10 protein-coding genes and 1 riboswitch are annotated in these 11,977 nt (G+C 47.4%); of the genes, 6 read left to right on the top strand and 4 right to left on the bottom strand.

Annotation, left to right across the window (positions count from 1 at the left end):
• Nucleotides 1-11 precede the first annotated feature (11 nt).
• From FHW36_RS16515 to FHW36_RS16505, 3 genes are all read left to right on the top strand, one after another.
• Nucleotides 12-587 carry a DUF4256 domain-containing protein gene (locus FHW36_RS16515; RefSeq protein WP_145670668.1) on the top strand — a complete coding sequence of 192 codons (576 nt, stop codon included), beginning with the start codon at nucleotides 12-14 and terminating at the stop codon, nucleotides 585-587.
• A 108-nt stretch (nucleotides 588-695) separates the two neighbouring features.
• Nucleotides 696-918, top strand: a riboswitch (cobalamin riboswitch).
• Between the two features lie 298 nt (nucleotides 919-1,216).
• A complete protein-coding gene (locus FHW36_RS16510; RefSeq protein ID WP_145670667.1) occupies nucleotides 1,217-2,560 on the top strand; it encodes a DUF5074 domain-containing protein in 1,344 nt (447 codons plus the stop codon).
• A 27-nt stretch (nucleotides 2,561-2,587) separates the two neighbouring features.
• Nucleotides 2,588-3,517, top strand: coding sequence for a PKD domain-containing protein (locus FHW36_RS16505; protein ID WP_145670666.1), 930 nt, complete (start codon nucleotides 2,588-2,590; stop codon nucleotides 3,515-3,517).
• A gap of 86 nt (nucleotides 3,518-3,603) precedes the next feature.
• On the opposite strand, the gene FHW36_RS16500 is transcribed toward FHW36_RS16505, so the two are convergent.
• Genes FHW36_RS16500 through FHW36_RS16485 form a run of 4 tightly spaced genes read right to left on the bottom strand, consistent with a single transcriptional unit; the run spans nucleotide 3,604 to nucleotide 6,231 of the window.
• The gene (locus tag FHW36_RS16500; protein WP_145670665.1) at nucleotides 3,604-4,173 is read right to left on the bottom strand and encodes a DUF6620 family protein; all 570 of its coding nucleotides are present in this window, start codon (nucleotides 4,171-4,173) and stop codon (nucleotides 3,604-3,606) included.
• Nucleotides 4,174-4,181: 8 nt separating this feature from the next.
• The gene (locus FHW36_RS16495) at nucleotides 4,182-5,012 is read right to left on the bottom strand and encodes a hypothetical protein (protein WP_145670664.1); all 831 of its coding nucleotides are present in this window, start codon (nucleotides 5,010-5,012) and stop codon (nucleotides 4,182-4,184) included.
• A gap of 3 nt (nucleotides 5,013-5,015) precedes the next feature.
• Entirely contained in the window at nucleotides 5,016-5,264 is a 249-nt protein-coding gene (locus FHW36_RS16490) for a hypothetical protein (RefSeq protein ID WP_145670663.1), read from the bottom strand.
• 13 nt (nucleotides 5,265-5,277) lie between these two features.
• Nucleotides 5,278-6,231 carry an SPFH domain-containing protein gene (locus FHW36_RS16485; RefSeq protein WP_145670662.1) on the bottom strand — a complete coding sequence of 318 codons (954 nt, stop codon included), beginning with the start codon at nucleotides 6,229-6,231 and terminating at the stop codon, nucleotides 5,278-5,280.
• Nucleotides 6,232-6,777: 546 nt separating this feature from the next.
• Between FHW36_RS16485 and FHW36_RS16480 the strand changes: the two genes are divergently transcribed.
• The 3 genes from FHW36_RS16480 to FHW36_RS16470 all read left to right on the top strand — a co-directional run bounded on the left by FHW36_RS16480 (nucleotide 6,778) and on the right by FHW36_RS16470 (nucleotide 11,973).
• The gene (locus tag FHW36_RS16480; RefSeq protein ID WP_145670661.1) at nucleotides 6,778-7,689 is read left to right on the top strand and encodes a hypothetical protein; all 912 of its coding nucleotides are present in this window, start codon (nucleotides 6,778-6,780) and stop codon (nucleotides 7,687-7,689) included.
• A gap of 71 nt (nucleotides 7,690-7,760) precedes the next feature.
• Nucleotides 7,761-8,678 carry a hypothetical protein gene (locus FHW36_RS16475; RefSeq protein WP_145670660.1) on the top strand — a complete coding sequence of 306 codons (918 nt, stop codon included), beginning with the start codon at nucleotides 7,761-7,763 and terminating at the stop codon, nucleotides 8,676-8,678.
• A 217-nt stretch (nucleotides 8,679-8,895) separates the two neighbouring features.
• Entirely contained in the window at nucleotides 8,896-11,973 is a 3,078-nt protein-coding gene (locus FHW36_RS16470; protein WP_145670659.1) for a SusC/RagA family TonB-linked outer membrane protein, read from the top strand.
• The last annotated feature ends 4 nt before the right edge of the window (nucleotides 11,974-11,977 follow it).

Here is an 11,977-nt window from a genome sequence, read left to right as displayed (position 1 = left end):
TAAAGATTCGTATGAAACAAACACCCACCGGTAAAAAAAAGTTAACGGCAGCGCAACAGGATTCACTGCTGAAAACATTGCAATCCCGTTTTGAAAAAAACGGGCAGCGTCATAAGGGCATCAACTGGAGTGATGTGCAGGAGCGGCTCATGGCCCATCCTGAAAAAATGTGGTCACTATACGAAATGGAACAAACCGAAGGCGAACCAGATGTGATTGCATTTGATAAAAAAACCGGCGCCTATACTTTTTGTGACTGCTCAGCTGAAAGTCCCAAGGGACGGCGAAATGCCTGCTATGATTACGAGGCCCTGGCTTCCCGGAAAGATCATCCGCCTAAAGAAAGTGCGGTAGAAGTGGCCGCGGCTATGGGCATCACGCTCCTTACAGAAGCCTCCTACCGGGAATTGCAGCAACTGGGTAAGTTTGATCTCAAAACATCGAGTTGGGTACAAACGCCTGCCGATGTAAGAGCACTCGGGGGCGCCCTCTTTTGCGACCGTCGTTACGATAAAGTTTTCCTCTATCATAATGGCGCTTCTTCTTATTATGCCGCCAGGGGCTTCCGTGGCTCGCTCACGGTGTAAATACGCCGGCAATACCTCCTCTTCCCAAAATGTGCAACGGGAGTGGCTCCCGTTGCGCTGATATCTCCCTACGGCTCACAATATTTTGGTGGTCCCATCTCCTTTCATTAATTTGCCGCCGCAACTGGTTATGCCAGCACTATGCTGGCATATTAAAAGGGAATCCGGTGTGAAACCGGAGCTATCCCCGTAGCTGTAATCCTGCACCTGTTTTATACAGGTATGTTTTTTCGGAATCAACTCCACTTTGCCACTGTTCCGGCTATACGGAACGGGAAGGCGACCGGAAAAGCAGGAAAGCCAGAAGACCTGCCTCTTGCAACGATATAGGACGTTTTCGGGTGAAGGGCGTACTTATATTTTCGGTTTTTTTTGTAACAAAATTGGTAACAATGAACCGCATCTGACGATGTGTGTCTTACGTGTGCTGTAGCTTCTGATTGCCGTGTTGTCGTGGAAGGTCATTTGATATCTTCCCCGCAGACGGGCGTTTAATAACTGTAGATAATATCCGGTAAAAAAGGGACCCTGTTCCCCGTATATCCGGGATAGACTGCAATCCCTTTATCAGCGGGCATTTGCAGCACACACGTTATTACTGCATTATCATCAACCTAAATATATCAAACATGCGATTACCGGGAAGTATTCTTTTCGTAGCAACTCTTTTTTTGCTGGCCACCTCCTGTAAGAAAAATGATAACACCGTTCCTTCTCCCGGTGTTGACCAGAGGGGTAGTTCAGACACCTTACGTTTAGGCGCCACCGTTACCTATCGCCCTGCAATAGCCCGCCCGTTGGGCGCTAGCTTCAGCTGGAAAGTGAATGGACAACCAGCGGGAAATGATTCCGTATTTACTTTTAATGCCGTTACCCGTGGTGATTACCATATCGTATTTACTGCCACCAACAGCGCCACCGCTGATTCGGCCATTTACCAGGTGAAGGTATGGGGCAAATATGAAAATGGTTTCCTGGTAGTGCAGGAAGGCCAGTATGGCACTACTACCGGTGACTTATTTTACTACAGCTATGACAGCAATAAAGTAGTATACAATGTTTTTAAAACAGAAAATCCGGATAAGGATTTCGGGTCAGCCACTGCTACCCTGCAATTTGCTTCTATTTATAACGGTAAGGTATATATGACGGCAAAAGTAGGTGGCCCCTTAGTGGTAGCCGATGCCTATACCATGAAAGAAACAGGACGGATAGATCACCTGCCGCAAGACGAGGGGCATGCTTTCCTGGGGATTGACAATTCCAGGGGGCTTTTAAGCACGGCAGACGGCGTTTATAGGCTCAACCTCGCCGGTCCCGCGCTAGGCGCTAAAATAGATGGCATCAACTCCAACGCAGGCGATATGATGGTTGCGGGCGATTATGTTTTTGTGCTGACAGCAGATGATGGAATTGTTGTGTTGCAGACAACCGATTACAGCATCGTTAAAAAGTTCCCTAAAGCCACGATGGGATTTGCGCGCACAAAAGACGGGGCTGTCTGGGCAGCGGGCGACTCAGCGCTGATGCGTATTGATCCGGCGAGCCTGGCTATAACGGAAACGCATGTACCCTTTAAGGTCACCAACCCCTGGGCCTTATGGGCCTGGCATTCCGGCGGCATCGTAGCCAGCATCTCCGGCAACGAGGTATACATTGCTGAGCGTAAAGAGGGACCTGGCATTGGCGGCACGCTGGAATACAGCGGTACCCGCATTTATAAGTACCTGCCTGGTAATAGCAGCGCTTTTGCAGCGCCTTTCATCACCATTCCGGATGGCCAATATTTTTATGGTTCGGCAGTGCGGTTGAATGAGCGGACGAAAGAGTTAGTAGTACTGACGTTGACCGACGAATGGGGCAGCAGCAATGACAACAGGTGGTTATTTTATGATGCAGCCAGCGGTGCATTGAAACAAAGCCTCCGGTATCCCGGCTACTACTTCCCTACCCTACCTGTATTTTATCAATAGTTTTTTACACCTCCAATTATAATTACTATGCGAAAATCCTATTTGACCTCCTTAGGTCTTGGCAGCCTGCTGATGCTGGCTGCTTGTCAGAAAGAAGCGCTGACAGACAGTCTTCAACCGATTGCTACCCCGTCTGCCGCTATTGTCAGCAACGTCGCCATCCGGCCAGCATTGCTGACCAGCAGTCCGTTGATCAGCCGCGTGTTTACCTATATGCCGGCGGCGGGACAGTTTATCAATGAAACCTCCCTGGGTACTACTACGGCTGCACAGGGTTTGGTGGGCAGCACCACCAATATGGTGTCGCTGGGCGGTTTTGGCGGGTATATTGTATTCGGGTTTGATCATTCGGTGGTGAATGGTACCGGTAGCGACCTGGGTATTTATGGCAATCCGCTCGGGCCAACTTATCAATGGTCGGAGCCAGGCGTGGTGATGGTGAGTCAGGATACCAATGGTAACGGCTTACCTGATGATACCTGGTATGAATTAGCCGGTAGCCAGTATTCTGTTGCCAGCACCATTAAAAATTACCGTATTACCTATTACAATCCGCATGCAGCAGGTACCAGTGTATTATGGAAAGATAACCAGGGGGCGAGTGGATATGTGGTAGCTAACAGCTATCATACGGCTAACAACTACTACCCTGCCATGGCGCCAAGCCAGGACTCCATCACGTTTACCGGCACCAAGCTGGTGAATACCTTACAAACCGGTGGCGTTATTACTAACCTCGCCTTTGCGTGGGGATATTCCGACAGCTATTCCAGCGAATATCCGACGTTGGGCTATAATACGTTTGACATCGCCTGGGCCGTGAATGCCAGCGGCACGCCGGTAACATTGAATGCCATTGATTTTGTGAAAGTATATACAGGGCAAAACTGTAGCGGGGGCACCATGATGGGAGAAATCTCTACCGAGGTAAAAGGCGCCAGGGACCTGCATTTATAATTCATATCTCCATATCCTAAACAGCATAAAAATGCCCCGTAAACGATTTGTATACGGGGCATTTCTCTTATTAATATTTCTTTTGTTTAGAACTCGATATCGTCGGCCACATTGCCGCCTTGGGCATCGGCAAACAGTTGCTGATATTTTGCCTTGTAGGCTGCCTGTCTTTCATTGTAGCCATCAAAGTCGGCTGCTATATCCTGGTGGATCTGTGCATTCCAGTTGGATGCCGCGATCTGGAAATCGCCCAGGGTGATGCCATATTTATCGGCGATCCATTGAGCGCCGTCAAGACCATATTCATAAGCTACCTGCCGGGCTACTTCCAGCTCTTCGTAGAAACTCTTATCTGATTTTATACGGTCGGTATTGGCGCCACCTTCTGCAGAAACCGTTGCTTTTAAATTGCTGAACTTCGGATGCTGGTCTGCCTGACCAAAGTACTGACCAAACAGCGTCACGATATGAAAGGTCTCGTCCTGTTTCATGCGCTCGGGCCACAGCAGGTTGGCTTCCTGCCAAACGGGTACTTCTACGCCAAGTGCTTTTGCGATATCGGCTTCACTTAAACCGCTGCCCATTTTTGCGCAAGCGGCGCTGTAATCTTCTAAAGTAATGCCGTGAATGGGTTCTAATAATGGGTTATCAGACATACATGTGTTTATTTAAAATGATGAAAAGATTGTTCTCTTAATAAACGTTCATAAAATTTTTCATTCTCTTCTGCCATATCCGGTATGATCTTATTCCACTCATCGATCATGGCACGCAGATATACTTTTTCGCGCTCAGGATCCCGGGGGGTACTTTCTTCGTAGGCCTGGCGCAAGTGGGCCGTGCGCTGTTCCGCGAGGGCGCGGGCATCGTGCAACACCATGCGAGCTCCTGTAGAGGGACTGAAGGTATTTTGGGAATGACAAAACGGGCAGGTAACATAGGTATCGATAAAAAACATTTTTTCGATGGTGATATTGCCACCACATTGCTGGCAGCTGAATTTATCACGGATACTTTCAAATGCCCGCAATTGTTCCTGGTAAGCCGCTTCCAGGTCGCGCGCCCCCGTCGCCTGTTGCAAGCGCTGCATGCACTTGTTCAGTTTTTCATCAAAAATATAGTGCCGGTTAAGGCAAGCCATCCTGAAGTTCATAATGCGATTGTGATAGTCGCGGCCCACTGTGGAGGTAACAACTGGCACCATTGCCTCTGCCTGGTATACAAAGTCGATAATCTGTTCTTCCTGGATATCGTTGGCTTTTTGGCGCATATGATTGATTTGGCCGAGTAATCCCTGCAGCATATTGCTGTGCGCGCGTTTATAAGGATCCGCATCCTGGTTGAAGATCTCCTGTAATCCGGGGATGGCAGCTGTTGTAAGCTCGTGCATCCTGGCTTCCAGTTTATCGAGGAACGCAAACCAACGTTCCTGTCTTGTTTTCATTTCTTCGAGGAGTGCGGGGTTATCATATTTCTTATTAAAAAAGCCGAACATACCTTATGAATTATTTTCCTTTTTGATATTAACTCCGTCTGTCAGTTTTATGTCCATGAATACAAAGCCGCAGTAAGTGCAAGCGGTGAGGCCCTTTTCAAAGGCGCGCCCGGCGCCGCATTTGGGACAATCGCGAATGTCCATCTTCGCCTCTTCCGGGGTAATATCCCCGCCATAATGCTGCTGAGTGGCTGCCTGTTGTTTGAGCCGTTCCAGGTAAGCCGATAGCTTATTGTCTTTCTCTTCTGCCATGCTATTATATTAGTTAGAGTAACTTCAACAGTTCTTCTTTCTTTGCCGTATACTCGGCTTCTGTGATCAGCTGTGCTTCAAAGAGAGACTTTAATTTTTTAAGTCTCTCTGTAATATCATCTGCTGGTGCGGGTTTGTTTTGCATCTGTCCCTGGTTCATCATATTGCTCATCATACCCAATACCACTGCCTTCCTGGCGCCGTCGCCTACGTCGGAACGCTCCTGGTCCATGGCGTTGGCGATACTGTATTGACTGAATTTATTCATATCCGTTACCATGTTCATGCCGGTCACCTTATCGTATTGTTTCAGCACTTCTTCTGGTAAGGTAATGCTGGTGATGGTAAAGCGGGTTACTTCCAGGCCAAAGTCGGTAAAATAAGGTTGGATCAATGGCTGGATTTTCTCATTCAATGCCGGCACATTAGCAGCAGCTTCTACTACCGGAATCTTCGCCAATGACAAGACTTCACCGAATTTGGGCGCAATAAAATCCCTGAGCTGCAACTCCAGTTCCGTGATGCCGAGCCGGGGCCAGGTGCCTGCATATTCTTTGAAAAACCGTCCTACATCTGTAATACGGACGTTGTAGGTACCAAATGCGCGGATGCGTACCTGTCCGAAAACCGTGTCGGTCATTAATATTGGCGCCGGTGTACCCCACTTCAGGTTCACAAACTGGTGGGTGTTGAAGAAGTAGATGTCTGCCTTAAAGGGACTTTCAAAACCATATTTCCAGCCCCGGAGCCGGGTAAGTACAGGAATATTCTCTGTTTTGAGCACGTGCCTTCCTGCGGGGAATACATCTGCCAGCTGCCCTTCATTCAATAAGAGTGCATGCTGACTTTCCCTGACGGTTAACATGGCGCCATTCTTAATTTCTTTGTCTGCGTCAGCAAACTTCCACATCAGTGCATTCGGATCTGGTGTTAACGATTCAATGACTTCAATAAATGGTAATCCCATATGGTGAGCATTTTAAAAGCGGTTTCCGATAATATGCCGGGGTAACACTCAGTTTTTCTTTTCCGGGTAGCTGCAAAATAATCACTAATCACCTAACTCCCATTCTATTTATCCTCTTTGTTAGCAATAATATAACACAACCAGATCAGTATACCTGTTGCAAATTTGATGAAAGAATAGATGAATGCCCTCTTCAGGCCTGCTACAAAATGACTACTTCCCAGAAAAAAAACAACTACAAAGTTACTACAGCACGACAAAATAAATTATAAATGTAACACTTATACATATATACAAATATAATTCGGATAAACCAAAACCGGGTGGCCGAGCGTGGGTAGAAAATTTTATGGTATTAATAGTCATTACCTTTTATTACCGCCAGAGGGAGTCGCCGTCTTTTTTCATATATAGATCTGGTACAGGCAATAAAAAATAAAGAATATATTTACATACAGTTATAGTAATACTCTCTCAAAAAAAGAAAACCCGATAAGCTGTAGCTGATAATAACCATATTTCTTTATTGTTTAAACCACATCTTTTATGAAAAAGCACTATTTGCCGTTGTTGGCAGTACTGTTAGCCGTATTTGCCTGCCAGAAACCGGCCTCCGACCCAAGTCCCGCTAAACCGGGAAGCTCCGAAAAATTTGCAGTTAATTTTAAAGTATCCGGCTTTTCGCAGGTCATTGCCGGCAATGCCCGGAGTGCCGACACCAGTGTGCTTCAAAATGCGCAGAAGCTGATATATGTAGCATTTGATGCCAATACTGACCAGATGGTGAGCCAACAAATCAAGATTGCGAGTGACTCCACTTTTGGAGAATTCAGGGATTCGCTGCCTACGGGCAGGTATGTAGTAACGGTGACCGCCATTAAGGACACCACATGCGCAGCTCCGGTAACAGACCCATTGGGCGTAACTATCTTTAAGCAGGGCGCTGATATTTTCTACAAAAGAGCAATTGTAAGTTTAACCAGCAGTGTTGATCAAAACATGGCACTTGACAGGGTTGTCTCAAAAATGGTTTACCAATTCAAGGGCAGGATCCCCTTTAACGCCAAAAAAGTATCTATAAGGCCTTACCTGGCTGAAGCTCCATCAACTTTAAGCTCGCTCCTCGATTTCTACACTGGCACCAATAAAAGGAACCAGCATTATAATTACTATGCTTATGAATATCCCATACCGGATTCGTTAATAGGAAAGGAAGGACTTACCATCAGTACTTATATGATAAATCCTGCGGGTACTATGAGCGCCGATTTCAGCGTACACATATCTGATGCTACTAACAAGTATATCGGTGGAGCGGACATTTATAAAGTATTGCTGAAAACCAATCAAACCACTCTCCTGACGGGCTACTTGTTTGACAGTATTCCGGCCGGCGGTGGCGTACAGGTAAAAGTAAATCCCAATTGGGGCAGAGATACGATAAAAGTAGAATTTTAGCCCAGGAAAAGAAAGGCCGACTGGCAGTAGCTGACGAGACCCTATTTCTTTATTGTTAAAACTACATCTTTATGAAAAAGCACTATTTGCCGTTACTGGCAATATTGTTAGCCGTGTTTGCCTGTCAGAAACCGGCATCCAATCCAGGCCCTGGTACAGGGGGAAGCACACAAAAATTTGCGGTTAATTTTAAAGTATCCGGCTTTTCGCAGGTCATTGCCGGCAACAATGCCCGAAGTGCCGACACCAGCGTGCTTCAAAATGTGCAGCAGCTGATATACGTCGTATTTGACGCCAATACGAAAGCAATTGTAAGTGAACAAACCCGCACTGTTGGTGATACTACCTTTGGTGAGTTCAGAGACTCATTGCCAGTAGGCAGATATGTAGTGACAGTAACCGGTATTAAAGACACTACCGGCGCTTACCGTTCAGCCTTTGATCCTCCAGGGGTGGCACTCACTCAACAGGGTAGTGATGTCTTTTACAAAAGAGCTATTATAAGTGTAAACAATAGCGTGGACGCCAATATGGAACTTGACAGGGTCGTTTCAAAATTAGTTTACCAATTCAAAGGCAGGGTACCTTTTAACGCAAAAACAGTTTCCATATGGCCATATATTGCGGAAGATCCTTACGCATTAAGCTCGTTTCTTGATTTCTATTCGGGCACCAATATGATGAGTCAGCATTTTATTTATGATCGCTATGCTTATTCCATACCTGATTCATTGGTGGGACGTGAAGGACTTACGGTCAATACTTATATGATGAACCCTACCGGACCGATAAGCGCCGATATTACCATTACTGTAATGGATGCAGCCAATAATACGATAGGCGGAAGAGGTATTAATAGTGTCATCCTGAAAAACAATCAAACCACGCTTCTTTCGGGCTACCTGTTCGATAGTATTCCGGCCGGCGGTGGTGTACAGGTAATAGTGAATCCAAATTGGGGCATAGATACAATAAAAGTTGACTTTTAAACAGGTACTGAAGTGAATGTAAAGAGGCCGTTTCACCTATTGAGGCGGCTTCTTTACGTTTATAGCTGTCCGTTAAACCGCTGCTCCTCTGCTGTCAAAAACCATAATATAGTCCATCTAAAAAATTTAATTGTCCATCTGATTATTAATTTTTAAATGTATATTAGACACTTAATAAAAGCATCAACTAAAGTCTGACATTTTAAAAATTCCGCGTATGAAAAATTACACTGGGGTGAGCATTTCACCACCTGCCTGGTACAGGCATGCGTTCCTTGTTATTCTTATCTTATCCAGCTTTGCAGCCCATGCACAGAAGAAAGTGACCGGTAAAGTGCTTGAAGAAGCCACTAACCAACCCGTTGTTATGGCGTCTATACAGGTTAAAGGCACCACGCGGGGTACGGTTACAGACGACAAAGGGCAGTTTTCGCTCACCGTAAAAGACGGCGACAAACTGCTGGTATCTTCCATGGAATTTGAGTCTACAGAAATTACAGTCGGCGCCGAAAGCACGCTGCATATCCGGCTTAAGCGCAGCACTGCCGGGCTCAACGAGGTAGTGGTTATCGGTTATGGTACCGTTAAGAAAAAAGATCTCACCGGGTCTATCGCTTCATTGAAAGCGGCCGACCTTAAAACGGAAGGCGTCAGCAATGTGGGCAGAGCCCTGCAGGGCAAACTGCCGGGGGTAACCGTAGAATCGGCCGGTGGCGATCCGGGAGCCGGCACCCGCATCCTGATACGCGGCGTGGGTACATTGGGCAACGCTACGCCACTTTACCTGGTAGACGGCGTACCTGTAGCCGGTATCAACAACATTGCCCCGGGCGATATTGAATCGATGGATGTACTAAAAGATGCCTCTGCTGCAGCTATCTACGGATCGCGTGCGGCCAACGGCGTAGTATTGGTCACCACCAAAACCGGCAAGCCCGGCAAGGCGGTCATCCAGTTCAGCACCAACTTCGGCCGGCAAAAAATTGACCATCCATGGGACGTATTAAATGCATCAGAATGGGCCACCGTCAGCAATGCTGCGCATGATGCGGCCAACCTGCCACGGCTGGCCATTGCCGCTAACCCATCTCAACTGGGAGCCGGTACCAACTGGCAGGACGCCATTTACAGAACAGCGATGATTCAGCAGTACCAGCTCACCATGAGCGGCGGCAGCGAAACATCGCGCTTCAGCGTATCGGGCAACTACAACAAACAGGATGGTATTGTAGATGTAACCGGATACAGCCGATATGGCGCCCGGGTAAAATCAGAAACCACCAAAGGCATCCTAAAAGTGGGTGAAACCGTATTGCTCTCCCGCGAAAAATGGATACGCATGCCCGGTGGCTGGGGCGGACAAGGAGGAAACGCAGTAGGCTCCGCGGCTAAAATGATCCCGGTTTTCCAGATTTACGATAGTACCGCCGTTGGAGGTTATGCCGGTGCTACCGGTCCGGTAGTGAACGTAGCAAACCCTGTTGCACAGCTTCACCTGGAAGATATCAGTTATGAAGTGACGTCTATTCTTGCCAATGCGTTTGCAGAAGTATCTATCCTTCCTTCTCTGAAATATAAATTCAATCTCGGTTATACCAGTTCCTTCGGCAACACCGACGACTATGCGAGACGATACAATGTAGGATCACTCTTTTCGCATCCGACCAATGATTTAAGTCAGTCGAAAGACCGCAATCTCCTGGTACTAGCTGAAAACACGCTCAATTTCACGAAAGATTTCGGCAAACACAGTATACAGGCCCTGGCAGGTTATTCTTACCAGAAAACACAGTACAATTACTGGCTGGCCAGTAAAACAAATCTTCCTGATGGTTTAAAAGAGCTGGATGCCGCTTCCGGTACGGCCAACGTAGCCGGCAACAGTACCGTGAGCACCCTGCTGTCTGTACTGGGTCGCGTCATCTATTCTTATGATAACCGCTACCTGCTCACCGCCAGTTTCCGCCGCGATGGCTCTTCCCGGTTTGGAGCAGGCAACCGGTACGGTAACTTCCCTTCCATTGCCGCAGGCTGGAATATCTCTAATGAGCAATTCTGGTCCATATCTCCCCGTATTATATCGGCCTTGAAGCTGCGGGGTAGCTATGGTATACTCGGCAACCAGGAAATTGGCGACTACCAATACAGCGCAGCGATTTCCTCCAATATCAACTATGTTACCGGCGCGGATCAGCAAAAATGGTTTGGCGCTATTCAAACCGCCTTTGCATCACCCAATATTAAATGGGAAAATACCGAGACGATGAACATTGGAGCCGACATCAGTTTCCTGAATGGTAAATTGAATGTGACCGCCGACTACTTCCGGAAAAACACCACCGATGTATTGCTGAATGTGCCGATTCCCGGCTCTACCGGCTCCTCCACCAACCCTGTTATCAATGCGGGTACCATCCAGAATAAAGGCTTTGAACTGGGATTGAACCATACCAATACCGTAGGGGTGCTAACCTATAGCGTAACAGGTACTTTTTCTGCCATTAAGAATAAAGTGATCGCGCTGGGTACCGGTTCGCAGCAAATTTTCGGCGGGCAGCCCACCCACCATGGGGCCTCCACTACCCTCACGCAGGCGGGAGGCGAAATTGCCGGCTTCTATCTCATCAAGTCATTGGGTATCTTCCAATCGCAGGCAGAAATAGATGCCTATAAAGATAAAGATGGTAAGCTAATCCAGCCTAATGCAGCGCCCGGCGATATCAAATTCCTGGATGCCAATGGGGATGGTATTATCAGCAATTCTGACCGTGTTAACTGCGGCAGTCCTTTCCCGAATTTTGAATACGGCGTAGGTGTTAATCTGAAGGCTTACAGTTTCGATCTCAACATCTTCATGCAGGGAACACACGGGAACAAGATCTATAACGGGCTGCGCCAGGACCTGGAAGGGATGAACCTTGAGTTCAACTACAGTCGCGCTACCCTCAATGCCTGGACGCCACAGAACACGCATACCAACATCCCTAGAGCGGTGATCAACGATCCGAACTTCAATGATCAGACATCCTCCCGTTTCCTGGAAGATGGTTCCTACTTCCGGATGAAAACACTACAGCTGGGGTATACCATTCCGGAGAGCCTTGTACAACGCATGAGAATTACCAGTTTGCGAGCATACCTGAGCGCCGACAACCTTTTTACCATCACAAAATACAGCGGGTCTAACCCGGATATCGGAAGGACAGGCAGCATCCTTGATCGTGGTGTTGATTACGGTCACGTGGCTTATCCCCTCGCGAGAGTGCTTTCTATCGGTTTACAACTGACACTGTAATTTT

This window comes from Chitinophaga polysaccharea (genome assembly GCF_007829335.1).
Classification (GTDB): domain Bacteria; phylum Bacteroidota; class Bacteroidia; order Chitinophagales; family Chitinophagaceae; genus Chitinophaga; species Chitinophaga polysaccharea_B.
The sequence above is the reverse complement of the archived record's forward strand: the minus strand, read 5'-3'. Positions and strand labels throughout refer to the sequence as shown.

What these genes read in the sequence shown, in the direction of transcription:
- FHW36_RS16515 (WP_145670668.1), top strand. Translation starts at nt 12, where the DNA reads ATGAAACAAACACCCACCGGTAAAAAAAAGTTAACGGCAGCGCAACAG.
- FHW36_RS16510 (WP_145670667.1), top strand. Translation starts at nt 1,217, where the DNA reads ATGCGATTACCGGGAAGTATTCTTTTCGTAGCAACTCTTTTTTTGCTG.
- FHW36_RS16505 (WP_145670666.1), top strand. Translation starts at nt 2,588, where the DNA reads ATGCGAAAATCCTATTTGACCTCCTTAGGTCTTGGCAGCCTGCTGATG.
- FHW36_RS16500 (WP_145670665.1), bottom strand. Translation starts at nt 4,173, where the DNA reads ATGTCTGATAACCCATTATTAGAACCCATTCACGGCATTACTTTAGAA.
- FHW36_RS16495 (WP_145670664.1), bottom strand. Translation starts at nt 5,012, where the DNA reads ATGTTCGGCTTTTTTAATAAGAAATATGATAACCCCGCACTCCTCGAA.
- FHW36_RS16490 (WP_145670663.1), bottom strand. Translation starts at nt 5,264, where the DNA reads ATGGCAGAAGAGAAAGACAATAAGCTATCGGCTTACCTGGAACGGCTC.
- FHW36_RS16485 (WP_145670662.1), bottom strand. Translation starts at nt 6,231, where the DNA reads ATGGGATTACCATTTATTGAAGTCATTGAATCGTTAACACCAGATCCG.
- FHW36_RS16480 (WP_145670661.1), top strand. Translation starts at nt 6,778, where the DNA reads ATGAAAAAGCACTATTTGCCGTTGTTGGCAGTACTGTTAGCCGTATTT.
- FHW36_RS16475 (WP_145670660.1), top strand. Translation starts at nt 7,761, where the DNA reads ATGAAAAAGCACTATTTGCCGTTACTGGCAATATTGTTAGCCGTGTTT.
- FHW36_RS16470 (WP_145670659.1), top strand. Translation starts at nt 8,896, where the DNA reads ATGAAAAATTACACTGGGGTGAGCATTTCACCACCTGCCTGGTACAGG.